Origin of the sequence: Flavobacterium adhaerens, assembly GCF_040045115.1 — a bacterium.
In the GTDB taxonomy this organism is placed as follows: Bacteria; Bacteroidota; Bacteroidia; order Flavobacteriales; family Flavobacteriaceae; genus Flavobacterium; species Flavobacterium adhaerens.
Genome location: NZ_JBDLZX010000003.1, coordinates 74,574 through 95,345 on the forward strand (window position 1 = coordinate 74,574; position 20,772 = coordinate 95,345).

Consider the following 20,772-nt stretch of genomic DNA (forward strand, 5'->3'; position numbering starts at 1 on the left):
TATTTATTTTATCAAAATTAAAAACAAAATTTACATTAAAAAAACTTTTACTTAACAATTTGGTAACATAGATAAAAACTTAACATTGGAAACAAATAATAACATAGTTATCTTACATAAAAGTTATATTTTGATACATTATTCAATAATTTTTTTTTCAACAGAAAATAAAAGAAAAGAGTGAAATGAAAAAAATGACATAATCAACCTTATATTGATAATTAGTCCTAAATTTGCATTCGCTATAAAAAAGCCGAAAATTAAATTTTATATTATGTACAGAAGTCATAATTGCGGAGAGCTAAACGCCTCACATATCAATACAGAAGTTACACTTGCAGGTTGGGTTCAAAAATCTCGCGATAAAGGTTTTATGAATTGGGTCGATTTACGAGATCGTTACGGAATTACACAATTAATTTTTGATGAAAGTCGTACTGATAAAACTGTTTTTGAATTGGCAAAAACTTTAGGACGCGAATTTGTAATTCAAGTAAAAGGAACTGTTATTGAGCGTGAAGCCAAAAACAAAAATATCCCAACTGGAGAAATCGAGATATTAGTTTCAGAATTAACAATTCTAAACTCAGCTTTAACTCCTCCATTTACCATTGAAGATGAAACAGACGGAGGAGAAGATATCCGAATGAAATATCGTTACCTTGATATTCGTAGAAATCCAGTAAAAAATAGTTTGCTCTTCCGTCATAAAGTCGCAATAGAAGTACGTAAGTATCTTTCTGATTTAGATTTCTGCGAAGTTGAAACACCTTATTTAATAAAATCTACTCCAGAAGGAGCTAGAGATTTCGTCGTTCCATCGAGAATGAACGAAGGACAATTTTATGCTTTGCCGCAATCACCACAAACTTTCAAACAATTATTGATGGTAGGTGGAATGGATAAATACTTCCAAATTGTAAAATGCTTCCGTGACGAAGATTTACGTGCCGATCGCCAGCCAGAGTTTACACAAATCGATTGTGAAATGGCATTTGTAGAGCAAGAAGATATTTTGAACATCTTCGAAGGATTGACTCGTCATTTATTAAAAGAAATAAAAGGTATCGAAGTAGATAAATTCCCAAGAATTACCTACGATTATGCCATGAAAACTTACGGAAATGACAAACCAGACATTCGTTTCGGAATGAAATTCGGTGAATTGAACGAATTTGCACAGCACAAAGAATTCCCAGTTTTTAACGCCGCTGAATTAGTGGTAGGAATAGCAGTGCCAGGAGCTGGAAATTACACGAGAAAAGAAATTGATGCATTAATTGATTGGGTAAAACGTCCTCAAGTTGGTGCGTCAGGAATGGTGTACGTAAAATGTAACGAAGACGGAACGTTCAAATCATCTGTTGACAAATTCTACAATCATGACGATTTAACCAATTGGGCCAAAGTTACAGAAGCAAATCCAGGCGATATGATTTTTGTACTTTCAGGACCTGCCAACAAAACAAGAGCGCAATTAAGTGCTTTAAGAATGGAATTAGCCACACGTTTAGGATTAAGAAACCCAGCTGAATTTGCTCCGCTTTGGGTGGTTGACTTCCCATTGTTAGAATTTGATGAAGAAAGTGGTCGTTATCATGCTATGCACCACCCTTTTACTTCTCCAAAACCAGAAGATATGCATTTATTAGAAACCAATCCTGGTCAAGTTCGTGCCAATGCGTATGATATGGTTTTGAACGGTAATGAAATTGGCGGAGGTTCTATTCGTATTCATGATAAAGAAACACAACAATTAATGTTTAAATATTTAGGCTTTACCGAAGAAGAGGCAAAAGCACAATTCGGATTCTTAATGGATGCCTTTCAATATGGTGCTCCTCCCCACGGAGGATTAGCTTTTGGATTGGATCGTTTGGTTGCAATATTAGGTGGTCAAGAAACAATTCGTGATTTTATTGCCTTTCCAAAAAATAATTCTGGCAGAGATGTAATGATAGATGCGCCTTCAGTTATTGATGAATCACAATTAAAAGAATTACATATTGGATTAAATTTAATCAATTAACCAAAAACATTGAATATCAATAATTTTAGAAAAAAATTAACATAATTATGGTTTTTGTATTGTATTAAAGATTACATTTGCCACATTATAAATTATTATTACTATTACAATGCGTACAGGTACAGTTAAATTTTTCAATGAATCTAAAGGTTACGGATTCATTACAGACGAAGAAACAGGAAAAGACATCTTTGTTCACGCTTCAGGAATCACAGCTGAAGAGTTACGTGAAGGTGACAGAGTTAGCTACGAAGAAGAAGAAGGAAGAAAAGGTAAAGTAGCAGCTAAAGTAGCAGTACTTTAAGCATCAAAAGTTTACTGTTTTATTCTAAAAAAACGTCTAAAAAGCGTTCCGATTGATTTCGGAACGCTTTTTTTTTGGCTCTGTAGCCAAAACCTTTAATTCTTATTTATAATCAATAAAAATTAAGTTTTTATAGAGTTAATGTTTCTACTAAAGCCGCAACAAAACTTGTGTTTTAATAACACTAAACCTATCTTTGTAACAAATTTTAATGCAAAAATTATTAATTATGCAACCTGAGCAAATAAATTACGTCCCGATCTTTATGCAGCTTCTTTTAGCTGTTGGTTTCGTTGTTGGTATGATCATTATTTCTGGCAAATTAGGCCCAAAAAGATTATCGGAAAATAAAGATAAAAATTTTGAGTGCGGTATCGAATCCGTTGGAAATGCCAGAATCCCCTTTTCAGTAAAATACTTCATAGTAGCCATTTTATTTGTACTTTTTGATGTTGAAGTAATTTTTCTATACCCTTGGGCGGTGAATTTCAAAGAGTTAGGAATAGAAGGAATGATCAAAATGCTTATCTTTATGACATTACTTTTGGTTGGTTTCTTCTACGTTATCAAAAAGAAAGCATTAGAATGGGAATAAATATATTTTAAATTATAAATGTTGAATTATAAATTAATTAGAACATTCAAAATTTAAAATTCAACATTCAAAATAAAAAAATTAAAATGAGCGATTCAAAAATAAATATGGTTGCCCCTCCAGAGGGTGTAACTGGGGAAGGTTTCTTCGCTACAAAACTGAATGATGTTGTCGGATTAGCCCGCGCCAATTCTCTTTGGCCTTTACCATTTGCCACTTCTTGTTGCGGAATCGAATTTATGGCAACAATGGCCTCCCACTACGATCTTGCCCGTTTTGGATCAGAAAGGGTAAGTTTTTCTCCTCGCCAAGCCGATATGTTATTGGTAATGGGAACAATTTCAAAAAAAATGGCTCCAATTTTACGTCAAGTTTACGAACAAATGGCCGAACCTAAATGGGTAATAGCCGTAGGTGCTTGTGCTTCATCCGGAGGTGTTTTTGACACCTACTCCGTTTTACAAGGAATCGACAAAGTGATTCCAGTTGACGTTTACGTTCCTGGTTGTCCACCACGTCCTGAGCAAATAGTTGATGGGGTAATGAGACTTCAAGAATTAGTAAAAAACGAATCTGTAAGAAGAAGAAGCTCACCAGAATACAAAGAATTATTGGCATCTTATAACATTCAATAAGAAAATGGCATTAGAGACAACAGAAATTCAAGAGAAATTAGTAGAAGCTTTCGGAATAAAAGTCAAAGATTTTAAACAAGAAAGAGACATTTTTACATTTGAAATCGATTCAGACATCAATACAGCTGTTATCCTTTTTTTAAAAAATGATCCTGTATTACGTTTTCATTTTTTGACAGATTTATGTGCAATTCACTATCCTGATAATGAAGAAAACAGACAGTTTGCCATTGTCTATCATTTGCACAACTGGTACGAAAACAAACGCATTAGAATCAAATCTTATTTAAATGGTTCTAATCCTGAAATCAAAACTGTAACCAATATCTATTTATGTTCTAACTGGATGGAAAGAGAAACATACGATTTCTTTGGGGTAAATTTCATAGGTCACCCTCAACTAAAACGTATCTTAAATATGGACGAAATGGTTTCGTTTCCAATGCGTAAAGAATTCCCAATGGAAGACAGCGGAAGAACAGACAAAGATGATAGGTACTTTGGAAGAACAACGACCAATCAGGAATTAAAAAAATAAATATAATTTTTCAGATTAAATAAATGTCAGAACTATTATTACCACCAGAGCATCGTTATGCTAAAATAATCAAAGAGCGACACAACGAAGACGGAAGCGAACTTTCGATTCTAAATTTGGGACCGACTCACCCAGCTACACACGGTATTTTTCAAAATATTTTGTTGATGGATGGTGAAAGAATTCTTGAAGCAGAACCAACGATTGGATATATTCACAGGGCTTTTGAAAAAATAGCCGAGAATCGTCCTTTTTACCAAATCACTCCTCTTACGGATAGAATGAATTATTGTTCTTCACCAATCAATAATATGGGATGGTGGATGACACTTGAAAAACTTCTCGATATAAAAGTCCCTAAAAGAGTTGAATATCTAAGAGTTATTGTGATGGAGTTAGCTCGTATTACAGATCACTTAATTTGTAACTCTATCCTAGGTGTTGATACAGGAGCTTATACAGGTTTCTTATATGTAATGCAGTTTAGAGAAAAAGTATATGAAATCTACGAAGAAATTTGCGGTGCTCGTCTTACTACAAACATGGGAAGAATTGGCGGTTTTGAAAGAGATTGGTCACCAGAAGCTTTTAAAAAACTAGATGCTTTCCTTGAAGAGTTCCCACCAGTTTGGCAAGAATTTGAAAACTTATTCGTAAGAAACAGAATATTTATAGATAGAACCGTAAATGTCGGGGCTATTTCAGCAGAGAAAGCAATGGCTTACGGATTTACTGGTCCAAATTTGAGAGCTGCAGGTGTCGATTATGACGTTCGTGTTGCCCAACCCTATAGTTCGTACGATGATTTTGATTTTATAGTACCAGTTGGAAAATCGGGAGATACCTATGATCGCTTTTGTGTGCGAAATGCTGAAGTTTGGGAAAGTTTAAGTATTATTCGTCAAGCTTTGGCAAAAATGCCAGAAGGAAATGAATTCCACGCAGATGTTCCTGAATATTACCTGCCTCCAAAAGAAGATGTTTATCACGATATGGAATCTTTAATATACCATTTCAAAATTGTAATGGGAGAAGTTCCAGTACCAGTAGCTGACATCTATCACCCTGTTGAAGGTGCAAATGGAGAAATCGGGTTTTATTTAATTTCAGATGGAAGTAGAACTCCATATAGATTGCATTTCAGAAGACCTTGTTTCATCTACTATCAAGCCTATTCAGAATTGATTAAAGGAGCCATGTTATCTGATGCTATCGTAATTTTATCAAGTTTAAATGTTATCGCTGGAGAGTTAGACGCTTAAAAAATAAATAAATTTTGAATGAAGAATTATAAATGGCACAACATTTAAAATTTAGATTTTAGATTCAAAATAAAACAAAATGGAACGTAAACATTACCACCAAGAAATAAATATGACAGAAACATTGATGAATCGCATCAATGAGTTAATCAGTCATTATCCTGAAGGCAAACAAAAATCAGCTTTATTACCTGTATTGCATGAAGTCCAAGACGCTCACGATAACTGGTTAAGTATTGAATTACAAAATAAAGTTGCCGAAATTTTACAAATCAAACCAATTGAAGTATATGAAGTAGTAACTTTTTATACCATGTTCAACCAAAGACCAATTGGCAAATACATGTTTGAATTTTGCCAAACTTCTCCATGTTGTCTAAACGGTGTTGAGGATTTAATGGATTATACCTGTGAAAAATTAGGCGTACAAGTTGGAGAACCAACTGCTGATGGTCTTTTTGAAGTAAGAGGAGTTGAATGTTTGGGTGCTTGTGGTTATGCTCCGATGATGCAATTAGGTGATTTTTACAAAGAACATCTTACTAAAGAAAAAGTAGATCAGCTAATTGCTGATTGTAGAGATAGTAAAATAATATTACACGATAAATAAGATGTCACAAAAAATATTATTAGATAAAATCAACATTCCTGGAATAAAAAGCTACGAAGTATATCGCCAAAATGGTGGTTACGCTTCGGTTGAAAAAGCTCTAAAAACATTAACACCAGATGAAGTTGTTGAAGAAGTGAAAACTTCTGGATTGAGAGGTCGTGGAGGTGCTGGATTCCCAGCTGGAATGAAATGGAGTTTTATTGATAAAAAATCAGGAAAACCAAGACATTTAGTTTGTAACGCTGACGAATCTGAGCCAGGAACTTTCAAAGATCGCTATTTGATGGAGTACATCCCTCACTTGTTGATCGAAGGAATGATAACTTCTAGTTACGCTCTAGGTGCTAACTTATCGTATATCTACATCCGTGGAGAATATATGTGGGTTTATAAAATCTTAGAACGCGCTATTGTAGAAGCAAAAGCAGCTGGTTGGTTAGGGAAAAACATTTTAGGAACTGGCTACGATTTAGAACTACATGTACAAATTGGTGGTGGAGCTTACATTTGTGGTGAAGAAACTGCTCTAATTGAATCCTTAGAAGGAAAAAGAGGAAATCCTCGTATCAAACCACCTTTCCCTGCTGTTTCAGGACTTTGGGCAAACCCAACCGTGGTAAACAATGTCGAAACCATTGCAACTGTGCCTTGGATCATAAACAATTCTGGTGCTGATTATGCAAAAATTGGTATCGGAAGATCTACGGGAACCAAATTAATATCTGCATCAGGAAACATTAAAAATCCTGGTGTTTATGAAATTGAATTAGGATTAAGTGTTTACGAATTCATGAATTCTGATGAATATTTAGGAGGAATGAGTTCTGATCGACCTCTAAAAGCATTTGTACCAGGTGGAAGTTCTGTTCCAATTTTACCTGCCCATTTAATTTACAAAACAGCCAATAACGAAGACCGCTTGATGACTTATGAATCTCTTGCCGATGGTGGTTTTGCAACTGGGTCAATGTTAGGTTCAGGAGGATTTATCGTGTATGATGATACTGCTTGTATCGTTCGTAACACTTGGAATTTCTCTCGTTTTTACCACCACGAAAGCTGCGGACAATGTACTCCATGTAGAGAAGGAACTGGTTGGATGGAAAAAGTATTGCACAGAATTGAAAACGGTCATGGTCGTGAAGAAGATATAGAATTGCTTTGGAGTGTTCAAAGTAAAATTGAAGGAAACACTATTTGTCCTTTAGGTGACGCAGCAGCTTGGCCAGTGGCAGCAGCAATTCGTCATTTTAGAGATGAATTTGAATATCATATTCGTTTCCCTGAGAAAATTAGAAATAGAGACCACTTTGTTGCAGAGCCATTTGAAAAGGTAAAACACTTAGTAAGCAAACAAACAGTTTAAAAATGTTTAAAGTTTAAAGTCTAAAGTCCCAGCAACTCAAAAACTTTAAACCTGAAACTTTCAAAACAAAAATAATAATGAAAGTAACTATAGACGGTCAAGAAATTGAAGTAGAAGCAGGAACAACTATCTTGCAGGCTGCACGTATGATTGGAGGAGAAGTAGTTCCACCAGCCATGTGCTATTATTCAAAACTAAAAGGAAGCGGTGGAAAATGCCGTTGTTGTTTGGTTGAAGTAAGCAAAGGAAGTGAAGCCGATCCAAGACCAATGCCAAAATTAATGGCTTCTTGTGTAACAGGATGTCAAGACGGAATGGAAGTAAACAGTAAAGCTTCACCTAGAGTTCAAGAAGCTAGAAAAGCAGTAACAGAGTTTTTATTAATCAATCACCCATTAGATTGCCCTATTTGTGACCAAGCAGGTGAATGTGACTTACAAGACTTAAGCTTTGAACACGGAAAACCAGAATCCCGTTTTATCGAAGAAAAAAGAACTTTTGAACCAGAAGATATTGGTCCAAATATTCAATTACATATGAATCGTTGTATTCTTTGTCAAAGATGTGTTCAGGTTGCAGATCAATTGACAGACGAAAGAGTTCACGGAGTATTAGATCGAGGTGATCATGCTAACATTTCAACCTGCATTTCAAAAGCGATTACAAATGAGTTTTCTGGAAATATGATTGATGTATGTCCTGTAGGTGCTTTAACCGATAAAACATTTAGATTTAAATCCAGAGTTTGGTTTAACAAACCTTACAATGCCCATAGAGAATGTACAACTCCTGGATGTTGCGGAAAAACTACTGTTTGGATGTTTGGTGGCGAAATTCAGCGTGTAACAGGTCGCAAAGATGAATTTCACGAAGTAGAAGAATTTATTTGCAATAGCTGTCGTTTTGACCACAAAGATGTAAAGGATTGGGTTATTGAAGGCCCAAGGGAATTTGAAAAAGATTCTGTAATCAATCAAAACAATTATACTCGCCCATTAGAGAAAGTAGAAATCAATACTGAGAAAAATATTCTTATGGGTAGAGATCAAGACCGCAAAAAAATTAGTATGTCTGCAATTCCATTGGACACTAACACTAAAAAATCCTAAAGAATGGAAAGTGCATTTATAATAGAAAAAGGTGTTTTTATAGTAATCATTTTTGCTCTTACTATGTTAATGGCAATGTATTCTACTTGGGCTGAACGTAAAGTTGCAGCTTACCTGCAAGACCGTGTAGGACCAAACCGAGCAGGTTGGGGTGGATTATTGCAACCTCTTGCCGATGGTGGTAAATTATTTGCTAAAGAAGAATTTTTCCCTAATACTCCTAATAAATTTTTATTCATTGTTGGCCCTACGGTTGCAATGAGTACAGCCTTAATGACAAGTGCTGTTATTCCTTGGGGAGATAGATTGCATTTATTTGGTCGAGATATCATATTACAAGCTACCGATGTCAATATTGGTTTATTGTACATTTTTGGAGTAGTTTCTTTGGGGGTTTATGGTATTATGATTGGAGGTTGGGCTTCTAATAATAAATTCTCATTGATGGGAGCTATTAGAGCAGCATCACAAATGGTTTCTTATGAGGTTGCCATGGGATTATCAATTATCGCTTTGACAATGATGACAGGAACTTTAAGCATGAAAGAAATCGCAATGCAACAATCGGAATGGCATTGGAATGTGTTCTATCAACCTTTAACTTTCTTGATTTTCTTGATTTGTTCTTTTGCAGAATTAAACAGAACTCCTTTTGATTTAGCAGAATGTGAATCGGAGTTAATTGGAGGATATCATACTGAATATTCATCTATGAAAATGGGATTCTATTTATTCGCTGAATATGCAAATATGTTTATTTCGGCGACTGTAATGGCTGTGTTGTTTTTTGGCGGATACAATTATCCAGGAATGGCATGGGCAGCAGAAAATTGGGGAGTAAATGTTGCGAACATAATTGGAATAATGGTTTTGTTTGCTAAATTTTGTGGTTTTATTTTCTTTATCATGTGGGTTCGTTGGACGATACCACGATTTAGATACGATCAATTGATGCATTTGGGATGGAGAATTTTAATTCCGCTTGCTATTGTAAACATTATGATAACTGGAGTAGTGATTTTGAGAAGTGATATCGCTGCTTATTTCGGATTTTAATCGATTAAATTCTTTAGAGAACTTCACTAGCCCTGATAGAAGCGGCATCTCCCGATTAACAAAAACTACTGCTAAAAAAGCCTTGTTTTTTTAAATCGGGAATACAGCGGATAGCAGGATTAGCTACAAATAAAAAAAATAAAATGTCAATAGAAACTATATCCTTATCGGGAAGAAAAAAATTGGTCTCTAATAAAGAGATGACTTTTTTAGAACGCTTGTATTTGGTAGCGATTGTAAAAGGTTTGGCCATCACTATAAAACACTTTTTTAGAAAAAAAGCGACCATTCACTATCCTGAACAAGTTAGAGAAATGAGTCCTGTATATCGTGGAAGACACATGTTGAAGCGTGATGATCAAGGTAGAGAGAATTGTACTGCTTGTGGATTATGTGCTTTATCTTGTCCTGCCGAAGCTATTACAATGAAAGCAGCTGAACGTAAAGCAAATGAAAAACATCTTTACAGAGAGGAAAAATATGCTGAAATATACGAAATCAATATGTTGAGATGTATTTTTTGTGGATTATGTGAAGAAGCCTGTCCTAAAGATGCAATTTATCTAACTATATCAAAAGAGTTAGTTCCTGCAAGTTATGACAGAGAGGATTTCATTTTTGGAAAAGACAAACTGGTTATGCCATTAGAAATGGCCTTAAAAAATACTCAACTTAAAAACGCTAACTAATGTCAACAGTACTTATTTTATTTTGTGTATTGTCTGCAATCACATTGCTAACAGCTTTTTTAACTATTTTCAGTAGAAATCCTATACATAGCGCTATCTATTTAGTAATTTGTTTTTTCTCTATTGGTGGACATTATTTGCTTTTAAACTCACAATTTTTAGCCATCGTTCATATTATTGTATATGCGGGTGCTATTATGATTTTATTGCTCTTTACCATTATGTTGATGAATCTTAACGAAGGAGATGAAGTTCACAAACCTAGATTTACAAGATTAGGAGCAGTAGTCTCTTTTTGTTTGGTTTGTTTGGTTTTGATAAAAATATTCATTGACTCAAAACCTATTGTTGAATATGATTATACTGGAGAAGATTATCAATCTATAAAAGTTCTCGGTAAAGCATTATTAAATGAATATATGGTGCCATTTGAATTTGCTTCTGTCTTATTATTGGTAGCAATGATTGGAACAGTATTATTGTCTAAAAAAGAAAAATTAGAAAAATAATGAACAATATTTTAACTCAGATTGGTATAGAGAATTATATTTTCCTATGTGTTGTGCTTTTTTGCATAGGTATTTTTGGAGTTTTGTACAGACGAAATGCTATCATTGTATTTATGTCTATTGAAATTATGCTGAACGCCGTTAACTTATTGTTTGTAGCCTTCTCAACTTACCACCAAGACACACAAGGTCAGGTATTTGTATTTTTCTCAATGGCAGTAGCGGCTGCAGAGGTTGCTGTAGGATTGGCCATATTAGTTTCGATATTTAGAAATATTGGATCAATTAGTATTGATAATTTAAAAAACTTAAAAGGATAAATGGCAATGGATACCAATTTAGCTTTAATCTTACTATTAACTCCTTTATTAGGATTTTTAATTAATATTTTCTTCGGGAAAAGTCTAGGAAAAACGGTTTCTGGAATTGTAGGAACACTTTCTATTGTAGTTTCATTTATTGTTTCTCTTTCATTCTTTTCACAAATTAATCAAACACAACAAGCAATTAACATTGATTTATTCAATTGGATTCAGATTAGTAAATTTAATGTGAGCTTTGGTTTTTTATTGGATCAATTATCAATTTTATGGTTGCTATTTGTAACAGGAATTGGTTCCTTGATTCATTTGTATTCGATAAGCTATATGCACGATGATGAGAATATGCATAAGTTTTTTGCGTATTTGAATCTGTTTATATTCTTCATGATTTCATTGGTAGTAGGTAGTAACTTACTAGTGATGTTTATTGGATGGGAAGGTGTTGGACTTTGCTCTTACTTATTGATTGGGTTTTGGCACAAAAACCAAGATTATAATGATGCTGCCAAAAAAGCTTTCATTATGAATCGTATTGGAGATTTGGGATTACTTATCGGAATCTTCATCCTTGGAAGTTTATTCTCCACTTTAGATTTTGCAACTTTAAAAACGGCGATTGAAGGATCAGCAAATCTTGATACTTATTGGTTAAGTATTGCAGCATTGGCGCTGTTTATAGGAGCTTGCGGTAAATCAGCTCAGATTCCGTTGTACACTTGGTTGCCTGATGCGATGGCAGGACCAACACCTGTTTCGGCTTTAATTCACGCAGCTACAATGGTTACTGCTGGTATTTTTATGGTTACTAGATTACATTTCCTATTTGATTTAAATACAGATGTACAAACAATTATTGCTGTTATTGGAGGTGTTACCTCATTAGTAGCGGCGACTATTGGTTTGGTTCAAAATGATATCAAAAAAGTATTGGCCTATTCTACTGTTTCTCAATTAGGGTTAATGTTTTTAGCATTAGGTTTCGGAGCTTACGAAGTAGCCGTATTCCATGTAATCACGCACGCCTTCTTCAAAGCTTGTTTATTCTTAGGGTCTGGATCTGTTATTCATGGTTTACATGGAGAACAAGATATGCGCAAAATGGGTGGTTTGAAAAAAGCAATGCCAATTACCTATTGGACTATGCTAATTGCTTCATTAGCCATTTCTGGAGTTCCAGTATTTTCTGGATTCTTTTCAAAAGATGAAATTTTGATGACCGCTTTCCACCATAGTATTCCACTTTGGGTTGTTGGATCAGTTGCTTCTATAATGACTGCTTTTTATATGTTTAGATTAATGTTTTTAACTTTCTTCAAAGATTTTAGAGGAACTGAGGAACAAAAACATCATTTACACGAAAGTCCAAGTTTGATAACATTCCCTTTGATAGTATTAGCAATCTTAGCTGCAATTGGTGGTTTAATCAGCCTACCAACCGACAGTTGGTTGAATCATTATTTAGCTCCATTATTCTCTAAAGAAGCTCATGAAGCACATACTTTAGGAACTACAGAATATATTTTGATGGGAATTGCAGTCATAGGAGGTTTTATTGGAATTGGAATTGCTTATGCAAAATACATTTCCAAAAATGAAGTACCTGACGAAGACGATAAGATTACTGGTGTTTCAAAAGTACTTTACAACAAATACTATATCGATGAATTATACGATGCAATTTTTGTAGCTCCTATAAACGGATTATCCAAATTGTTTAGAGATTATGTAGAAACAGGAATTTCAGCTGTTGTCTTTGGATTTGGAAAAGTTGCCAGCGAACTTAGTTTTCAAGGTAAAAAATTACAAAACGGAAGTGTTGGTCTTTATTTATTTGCCTTTGTATTGGGCTTATGTGCCATTATTTCTTATTTATTTTTAGCTCAATAATTATTACTATGAATGTATCTCTAATATTAATTATCCTTTTAGTTGGCGCATTTGCAACTTATTTAGCTGGTGACAAACTTGCTTCAAAAGTGGCTTTGTTTTTCGGTTTGGCCGCAACAGCTTGCTCAATTGTATTATTAAATCATTTTAATTTAGGAGAAAACATTAGCTATAACAGCCAATGGATTACCTTACCTAAAGTTTCATTTGCATTACAAGCAGATGGATTATCGTTGGCTATGATTTTATTAACAACTGCTTTGACAGCTGTTATCATCTTATCTTCATTTGGCAATGATTTCAAAAAATCAAAATCAATTTATGCATTAATTCTATTTATGTCATTTGCCATGACAGGTACCTTCTTGGCTAGTGACGGGCTTTTATACTATATTTTTTGGGAATTATCATTAATCCCAATTTATTTTATCGCTTTAATTTGGGGTAATGGAGATGCTGAGGAACGCAAAAAAGCGGTAGTTAAATTCTTTATTTATACACTTGCTGGTTCATTATTTATGCTCATTGCATTTGTGTATATGTACCAAAAAGCAGGAAGCTTCTTGCTCGAAGATTTATACAACTTAAATTTGAGTATTACAGAACAAAAATGGATTTTTACAGCTTTCTTTTTAGCGTATGCTATCAAGATTCCTTTGATTCCTTTCCACACTTGGCAAGCAAATGTGTATCAAAAAGCACCAACTCTTGGAACAATGCTTTTATCTGGGATAATGCTAAAAATGGGATTGTACAGTCTTATTCGTTGGCAATTGCCTTTGGCTCCATTAGCGGCCAAAGAATACATGGATATCTTTATCGGAATTGGTATTGCTGGAGTAATTTATGGTTCTATTGTTGCTTTGAGACAAAAAGATCTTAAAAAATTGTTGGCTTATTCATCACTTGCCCACGTAGGATTGATTGCTGCTGGTACTTACACCTTAACACTTGATGGTTTTAGAGGAGCCGTTTTACAAATGATAGCGCATGGTTTTGTTGTAGTTGGATTATTCTTTGCAGCCGAAATCATTTTTAGAAGATACGAAACCCGATTAATTGCAGAAATGGGTGGAATTCGCACTCAATCTCCAAAATTTGCTTCAATGTTTTTAATATTGGTAATGGCTTCGGTAGCTTTGCCAACAACTTTTAATTTCATCGGAGAATTTACCGTTTTATACAGCCTTTTTCAAATAAATGTTTGGTTTGCAATCTTAGGAGGAACAACCATTATTTTGGGAGCGTATTATATGCTAAAAATGTTTCAACACTCGATGTTAGGAGAAACCAATAATAAATTATTTAACGATGTGACCTTCGCTGAAGGTCTAACAATGGTAATAATTATTGCAGTATTGTTTTTCTTTGGTATTTATCCAAAACCTATCAATGATTTAATAACACCAAGTCTTGAAATTATTTTAAAAGCAATTAACAGAGCTTAAAATTTGATTGTTTAAAATTGAATCCAATAAAATATAATAAAATAAATTAGGTAAAAAAGAATTGGCAGAGTTACTATTTATCAATGATAAAGCCTAAATCAAAAAATAAAAAATGACAACATTAATAGCTATAATAGGATTAGGTATTTTAAGCCTTATATTAGAAATCTTTGATTTTAGAAAAGCAATTATTCCAATAACATTACTTGGATTATTAGCCATTCTAGGACTGACTGTTTCCGAATTTGATTCGCCTGCGAGCTACTACAACAATATGATTGTAGTCAATAAATTTTCTGTAGCCTTTTCAAGTCTATTTATACTTTTGACGTCATTTTTGGTTGCGATGAGCCACAATTTCTATGAAAATCATAAATCAAAACTTTCTGATTTCATTGCCATAAAAATATTTCTTTTGGCTGGAGCAGTCGCAATGGTATCTTTTGGAAATCTTGCTATGTTCTTTTTAGGTATAGAAATTTTATCAATTTCTCTTTATATACTTGCTGCTAGTAATCGTACCAAAATTAAAAGTAATGAAGCAGGAATGAAATACTTCTTGATGGGGTCTTTTGCATCTGGAATTATCTTATTTGGTATCTGTATGATTTATGGGGCAATGGGCTCATTTGACATCGTTGAAATTAGTGGTATGTCACAATCTGCCGAATTACCAATTTGGTTCCCAATCGGAATTGTTTTAGTTACTATCGGAATGTTATTTAAGATTGCTGCGGTTCCATTTCATTTTTGGGCACCCGATGTTTACGAAGGCTCTCCATCACTAACAACTGCTTTAATGAGTACTTTGGCTAAAGTTGTTGCTGTAGCAACTCTTTATAAATTATTATCTGGAATGAATGCTGATATCAATTACTCGTTCCAATTAGTGGTGGTAATTATTTCGATTTTGTCAATGTCTGTTGGTAATATTATGGCATTACGACAAGTGAATGTAAAACGTATGTTAGCTTTCTCAGGAGTTTCTCATGCTGGATTTATGTTAATGACACTATTGAGTTTATCTAATTCAGATGGAAGTTTATTATACTACACAGCGGCATACTCGTTTGCGGGTATTGCTGCTTTTAGCGTTATTTTGTACGTATGCAAAAACAGAGAAAACGAAGATATTGTAAACTTTCACGGATTAGGGAAAACAAATCCATTATTGGCTGCGATCTTAACCGCTTCTCTACTTTCTATGGCAGGTATTCCTATCTTCGCAGGTTTCTTCGCTAAATTGGTTTTGTTTAGTCAAACTATCGAATCTGGGTATCTAGTAGTGGTTATATTTGCTGTAATCAACTCTATTATAAGTGTGGGTTATTATTTTAAATTAATCTTAGTGATGTACAATAAAGAACCTAATGAAGCTAGAGCAGGAAAATCTTTTATATACTATGCAGTTGCTATAATAGCGATCACATTAAATATTATTATAGGTTTATTCCCATCATTAGTACTCGATTTATTAGCTTAAAGTACTTCTTCAAAATAATTCTAAAACCAGCTATTAATTAGCTGGTTTTTTGTTTTCAAAAAATTAAGCACTTAATAACCTTAAAAAAAAGTTATCATAGTACTATATATCAATTATAATCGCTAAATTACGATGTAATAAAAAGCAAGCATTATGGGAACTACAAAACAGTTAAATTTTGACTTAGAAACAAATGCTATTGCAGAAATTTGTAAAGCATTGGGACATCCGACACGAATGCAAATTATGACGCTTTTATGGAATAAAAACAATAGAACCTGCGGCGAAATTGTCACTTTAATTCCATTAGCACAATCAACTATTTCCAAACATTTATTAGAATTAAAAAAAGCAAATTTATTGCAGGTGAAAAATGTTGGCAAAAAAACAATCTATTCTATTGAAGTTGAAAAAATACAAATACTAAAAAAATACTTAACCGATTATTTATCCAACAAACTATTATTTAAAGAAGCTGAGGCGGTAATATTACCTCCAACCCCAAAACCCAAAAAAGCAAACAAACTACATTTAAAACAGTTTAATTATCAATTCCCAGACAAAAAAGGCGGAACTGATTCGATACACGAAACTGATGAGGACAAGAATTAAAAACAAAATCTAGAGAATGCTATTCATTACTTTTGTTACAAAATCATTTGGCCATGCCAATAAAATAAAATCAAAATGAAAAATCAATTGAAAGTACAAATCTGGTCCGATGTAATGTGTCCGTTTTGCTATATAGGAAAAAGAAAAATTGAAGAAGCTCTTTCTCAATTTGAAAATAAAGATGCAGTTGAAATCGAATGGAAGAGTTTTCAATTAGACCCAGCTTTTGTGGCTACTCCAGGCGAAAGCATCGTTGAACATCTGGCTGACAAATATGGAAGAAATACAGATTGGGCACAATCAATGATTGACAACATGACTCAAAACGCCAAAAATTCTGGACTTGATTTTCATTTTGAAAAATCAATTTTAGCCAATTCTTTAAACGCACATCGATTAATGCATTTGGCAAAAAATCACCACAAAGCAGATGAAGTCAAAGAATTTCTATTCAAAGCGTATTTGACAGAAGGTAAGAATGTAAACGATTGGGATACACTTAAAGAAATTAGTCAAAAAGTTGGATTACCAATAAATGAGGTAGAGTCACTGATTGATTCCAACATTTACACCAAAGAAGTTCAACAAGACCAACAAGAAGCACAATCATTGGGAGTAACTGGAGTTCCTTTTTTTGTATTTGACAATAAATATGCCGTTTCAGGTGCACAGCCAACTGATGTATTCTTAAAAACACTTGAAAAAACTTGGGAAGAAGGTAATTTTGATAGTCTAATTCAATCTCAAACCTCATCAAACACTAATAGTTGCGGTATTGATGGTTGCGAATAAATTTGAAAATATGACTGAAAAAAATAAAACTATACGCTGGGGCATTATCGGGTGTGGCAATGTAACCGAAGTTAAAAGTGGTCCCGCCTATCAAAAAACTGCAGGTTTTAGCATTACTGCGGTAATGAGAAGAGACGCCGAAAAAGTTGCTGATTACGCCAAAAGACATGGTATCAATAAATTTTATACAGATGCTGATGCTTTAATAAATGATCCCGAAGTCGATGCTGTTTATATTGCAACTCCACCTGATACTCACAAATTGTATGGATTAAAAGTGGCCGAAGCAGGAAAACCTTGTTGCATCGAAAAACCATTGGCTCCCAACCATGATGAAGCACTAGCAATCGCTGATGCTTTTGATAAAAAAAATATTCCTTTGTTTGTTGCCTATTACAGACGAACTCTCCCTCGATTCGAACAAATAAAAAATTGGATTGATTCCAAAACTATTGGAGAAATAAGACACGTTCGCTGGCATTTGAGTAAAACAGCAAGTGATCAAGATCGCTCGGGCGAATACAACTGGAGAACCGATGCCAAAATCGCTCCTGCTGGCTATTTTGATGATTTAGCAAGCCACGGATTGGATTTGTTTGCACATTATTTTGGGAATATAAAAGAAGTGACAGGACTTAGCCTGAATCAGCAGGGGTTATATACTGCAAAAGATGCTTGTGTAGCGCATTGGATTCACGAATCGGGAGTTACAGGAAGCGGAAGCTGGAATTTTGGAAGTTTTGAACGAGAAGACGTAGTTGAAATTTATGGAAGTAAAGGTAAAATCACTTTCTCTATTTTTGAAAACGACCCACTGATTCTGAAAACACCAGAAGGTGAATCTAAACACGAAATACATCATCCAGAAAACATACAATTGTATCATGTAGAGCAAATACGCGAACATTTACTAGGAAACTCAAATCATCCGTGTAGTGGGTTTGCTGGGGCACATGCCAACTGGGTGATGGATCAGATTATTGGTAAATAATTTTTTTTTATCATAAAACAAAACCTAACAGGTTTTTAAAACCTGTTAGGTTTAATCTATTAGAATTTTATTTCTCTTTTCTCTCCTTTTTTCAAATTGACTTCTTGCTTTTTATTGCCAAAAATCAAAGTGGTTTTCCCTCCTTTTTTAGAAGAAATAAATACTTTATTGAGCTTTTTATTGTTCCAGGTCATTTCAATTTCAAAACCCCCTCTGGCACAAATCCCTTTTACAGAACCACTTTCCCAGGCATCGGGTAAAGCCGGCAATAATCGGATTTCGTTTTCATCTGATTGAACTAGCATTTCTGTCACGGCAGCAGCACCGCCAAAATTCCCATCAATTTGAAACGGCGGATGCGCATCAAATAAATTCGGGTACGTTCCTCCTCCTCTTCTCGGTTTTTCGGTTTTTTTTCCGTCAGGATCTACGTAACGAAGCAGCTCACGATACATTTTATAAGCGCGATTTCCGTCCCAAAGTCTTGCCCAAAGATTGATACGCCAACCTTTTGACCAACCTGTGGTTTCATCGCCTTTAATTTCTAAAGTTTTCTTTGAAGCTTCGGCCAAATTAGGAGTTTTTAAAGGTGTAATATGATCGCCAGGAAACAATCCGAATAATTGTGACTGATGACGGTGTTTTGGATCTTTATCTTCCCAATCAAAATACCATTCTTGCAAATTTCCTTTTTTTCCAATTTGATACGGATGCAATTTGGCCAAATTAACTTCCAACTTCTTTACAAAATCGGCATCAACATTAAGAATCTTAGCCGCTTTGATTGTTTTATCAAAACATTCGCGAATCATCGCCAAATCGGCTGTTCCTCCATACAAAGTTGCGCCCACAAAACCATCAGCCAACTTGTATTGATTTTCTGGTGAAGTGGATGGAGCTGTAATTAAATTTCCGTTTTTATCTTCTATGAGCCAACCCAAACAGAATTCGGCTGCTCCTTTCATCAAAGGATATCCTTCTTCTTTTAAATATTTTTTATCCTGAGTAAATACATAATGTTCCCAAATATGCGTACTCAGCCAAGCTCCTGCCATTGGCCAACATGCCCACATGGGATCTTCTTTTCCAAATTGACCAACGGGATTAGACATTGCCCAAATATCCGAATTGTGCGCTGCTGTCCAGCCTTTATTAACACCATAAAAAGTCTCGGCCGTAACTTTCCCTGTAACCGAAAGGTTTTTGATAAAGCCCAAAAGAGGTTGATGCATTTCGGAAAGATTCGTGTTTTCGGCCAACCAGTAATTTTCTTCCAAATTGATATTCATCGTATAATTACTGCTCCACGGTGCAAAAAGATGCGGATTCCATAATCCTTGTAAATTAGCCGGAACTCCCATTGTTCTTGAAGAACTAATCAACAAATAACGTCCGAAATTAAAATACAGAATTTCCAAATTTTTATCTTCTTTACCATCAGCGTAACGTAGCAGACGTTCGTCTGTAGGCAAATCCGGAGCAGTTGTTTTCCCTAAATCCAAAAGTACTCGATTGTAGAATTTTTGATAATCAGCAAGGTGAGTTTCTTTAAGTTTATCAAATGATTTTGAGAAAGCTTTTTCAACATTCTTTTTCGCAATTGGTTCTGCTACTCCATCAATTGAAGGGTTTACATCGAAACCTTTGAAACTAGTGGCTACCGAAACATAAATAATGGCTTCTGTTGCGTTTTTTACTCCTAAACTTTTATTCGAATTAATGATTTCTCCATCTGTATTTTTAATTTTTAATACCGAAGCAAAACGGGTTCCTCTCTCTTTTATCTCCAAAAATTTAGGCAAAACCGTATAACCAGAATTCTCATGTATTGGCGCAATCCCATCCATTGTCAAAACATTGTCTTTGACTTCAACACTTGATTGCAATAAACTACTAGAGTTAATTTCAAAACTCAAAGCTCCTTTCTTGTTACTAGTCAGTTTAACCACCATAATCTGATCTGGGGCTGAAACAAAATATTCACGAGTATATTTTACTCCATCTATTTCATAACTAACTTTTGATACAGCCGCTGAAAGATCTAATTCTCTTCTATAATTAGAAACTTTTCCATCGTTAAAATGTTTTATTTCCAATGTTCCCAATGGTAAATATCTTTCCGAATTTTTCCCCTGTAATTTTTTATTTAATTCTTCAGCCAATTTGTAATCTTCATTTTTCAATGCTTCACGAATAGCTGGAATATTTTTATAAGCTTCGGGACTCATATTGGCATTTACGGGTTCCCCCGACCAAAGCGTGATATCATTCAGATGAATTTTATCGGTATTGACTCCACCAAAAACGGTAGCGCCCATTTTCCCGTTTCCTAAAACGAGACTTTCTTCAAAAAATTCCGCTGGTTGATTGTACCATAAAATATGGCTGGATTGTGCGGAAATTTTCCCAGCGAAAATCCAAAAAAGGATAATGGCAATTATATGTAATTTTTTCATATTCTGATTTAATAAATTATTGATTATACAGATGCATTTCGTACAGCTGGTTTGGTACAGACGGGTTTCAAACCC

At 34.4% G+C, this 20,772-nt stretch carries 20 protein-coding genes; 19 read left to right on the forward strand and 1 reads right to left on the reverse strand.

Going from position 1 to position 20,772, the window contains the following annotated elements; translation table 11 throughout:
* Window positions 1-274 precede the first annotated feature (274 nt).
* The 19 genes from aspS to ABEB18_RS05100 all read left to right on the forward strand — a co-directional run bounded on the left by aspS (window position 275) and on the right by ABEB18_RS05100 (window position 18,241).
* On the forward strand, window positions 275-2,029 hold the full coding sequence (gene aspS, locus ABEB18_RS05010; protein WP_348798034.1) for an aspartate--tRNA ligase: 1,755 nt from the start codon (window positions 275-277) through the stop codon (window positions 2,027-2,029).
* A gap of 109 nt (window positions 2,030-2,138) precedes the next feature.
* A complete protein-coding gene (locus ABEB18_RS05015; RefSeq protein ID WP_348798035.1) occupies window positions 2,139-2,333 on the forward strand; it encodes a cold-shock protein in 195 nt (64 codons plus the stop codon).
* A 229-nt stretch (window positions 2,334-2,562) separates the two neighbouring features.
* On the forward strand, window positions 2,563-2,928 hold the full coding sequence (locus ABEB18_RS05020) for an NADH-quinone oxidoreductase subunit A (protein WP_348798326.1): 366 nt from the start codon (window positions 2,563-2,565) through the stop codon (window positions 2,926-2,928).
* Between the two features lie 86 nt (window positions 2,929-3,014).
* Window positions 3,015-3,563: an NADH-quinone oxidoreductase subunit B gene (locus tag ABEB18_RS05025; protein WP_348798036.1), complete on the forward strand. Its 549-nt coding sequence runs from the start codon at window positions 3,015-3,017 to the stop codon at window positions 3,561-3,563.
* Window positions 3,564-3,567: 4 nt separating this feature from the next.
* A complete protein-coding gene (locus tag ABEB18_RS05030) occupies window positions 3,568-4,101 on the forward strand; it encodes an NADH-quinone oxidoreductase subunit C (RefSeq protein WP_348798037.1) in 534 nt (177 codons plus the stop codon).
* 23 nt (window positions 4,102-4,124) lie between these two features.
* A complete protein-coding gene (locus tag ABEB18_RS05035; RefSeq protein ID WP_348798038.1) occupies window positions 4,125-5,363 on the forward strand; it encodes an NADH-quinone oxidoreductase subunit D in 1,239 nt (412 codons plus the stop codon).
* A gap of 79 nt (window positions 5,364-5,442) precedes the next feature.
* Window positions 5,443-5,973 (forward strand): complex I 24 kDa subunit family protein, encoded by a 531-nt coding sequence (locus ABEB18_RS05040; RefSeq protein WP_348798039.1) that lies wholly within the window; start codon window positions 5,443-5,445, stop codon window positions 5,971-5,973.
* A 1-nt stretch (window position 5,974) separates the two neighbouring features.
* Entirely contained in the window at window positions 5,975-7,342 is a 1,368-nt protein-coding gene (gene nuoF, locus ABEB18_RS05045; RefSeq protein WP_348798041.1) for an NADH-quinone oxidoreductase subunit NuoF, read from the forward strand.
* 77 nt (window positions 7,343-7,419) lie between these two features.
* Window positions 7,420-8,451 carry an NADH-quinone oxidoreductase subunit G gene (locus ABEB18_RS05050; protein WP_348798042.1) on the forward strand — a complete coding sequence of 344 codons (1,032 nt, stop codon included), beginning with the start codon at window positions 7,420-7,422 and terminating at the stop codon, window positions 8,449-8,451.
* A 3-nt stretch (window positions 8,452-8,454) separates the two neighbouring features.
* Window positions 8,455-9,507: an NADH-quinone oxidoreductase subunit NuoH gene (gene nuoH, locus ABEB18_RS05055; RefSeq protein ID WP_348798043.1), complete on the forward strand. Its 1,053-nt coding sequence runs from the start codon at window positions 8,455-8,457 to the stop codon at window positions 9,505-9,507.
* A gap of 143 nt (window positions 9,508-9,650) precedes the next feature.
* Window positions 9,651-10,196, forward strand: coding sequence for a NuoI/complex I 23 kDa subunit family protein (locus ABEB18_RS05060; protein WP_348798045.1), 546 nt, complete (start codon window positions 9,651-9,653; stop codon window positions 10,194-10,196).
* Window positions 10,196-10,705, forward strand: a complete 510-nt coding sequence (locus tag ABEB18_RS05065; RefSeq protein ID WP_348798046.1) for an NADH-quinone oxidoreductase subunit J family protein — start codon at window positions 10,196-10,198, stop codon at window positions 10,703-10,705. The genes ABEB18_RS05060 and ABEB18_RS05065 overlap by 1 nt, the downstream gene beginning before the upstream one ends.
* The gene (gene nuoK, locus ABEB18_RS05070) at window positions 10,705-11,025 is read left to right on the forward strand and encodes an NADH-quinone oxidoreductase subunit NuoK (RefSeq protein ID WP_348798047.1); all 321 of its coding nucleotides are present in this window, start codon (window positions 10,705-10,707) and stop codon (window positions 11,023-11,025) included. The genes ABEB18_RS05065 and nuoK overlap by 1 nt, the downstream gene beginning before the upstream one ends.
* A 6-nt stretch (window positions 11,026-11,031) precedes the next feature.
* Window positions 11,032-12,915, forward strand: a complete 1,884-nt coding sequence (gene nuoL, locus ABEB18_RS05075; protein ID WP_348798048.1) for an NADH-quinone oxidoreductase subunit L — start codon at window positions 11,032-11,034, stop codon at window positions 12,913-12,915.
* 8 nt (window positions 12,916-12,923) lie between these two features.
* Entirely contained in the window at window positions 12,924-14,363 is a 1,440-nt protein-coding gene (locus ABEB18_RS05080) for a complex I subunit 4 family protein (RefSeq protein ID WP_348798049.1), read from the forward strand.
* A 112-nt stretch (window positions 14,364-14,475) separates the two neighbouring features.
* Window positions 14,476-15,846 carry an NADH-quinone oxidoreductase subunit N gene (locus tag ABEB18_RS05085; RefSeq protein ID WP_348798050.1) on the forward strand — a complete coding sequence of 457 codons (1,371 nt, stop codon included), beginning with the start codon at window positions 14,476-14,478 and terminating at the stop codon, window positions 15,844-15,846.
* A 153-nt stretch (window positions 15,847-15,999) separates the two neighbouring features.
* Window positions 16,000-16,458, forward strand: coding sequence for an ArsR/SmtB family transcription factor (locus ABEB18_RS05090; RefSeq protein WP_348798051.1), 459 nt, complete (start codon window positions 16,000-16,002; stop codon window positions 16,456-16,458).
* A 75-nt stretch (window positions 16,459-16,533) separates the two neighbouring features.
* Window positions 16,534-17,250, forward strand: a complete 717-nt coding sequence (locus tag ABEB18_RS05095) for a DsbA family oxidoreductase (RefSeq protein WP_348798052.1) — start codon at window positions 16,534-16,536, stop codon at window positions 17,248-17,250.
* A gap of 10 nt (window positions 17,251-17,260) precedes the next feature.
* On the forward strand, window positions 17,261-18,241 hold the full coding sequence (locus tag ABEB18_RS05100) for a Gfo/Idh/MocA family protein (protein WP_348798053.1): 981 nt from the start codon (window positions 17,261-17,263) through the stop codon (window positions 18,239-18,241).
* A gap of 59 nt (window positions 18,242-18,300) precedes the next feature.
* On the opposite strand, the gene ABEB18_RS05105 is transcribed toward ABEB18_RS05100, so the two are convergent.
* On the reverse strand, window positions 18,301-20,697 hold the full coding sequence (locus ABEB18_RS05105; protein WP_348798054.1) for a glycoside hydrolase family 95 protein: 2,397 nt from the start codon (window positions 20,695-20,697) through the stop codon (window positions 18,301-18,303).
* Window positions 20,698-20,772: the final 75 nt, after the last annotated feature.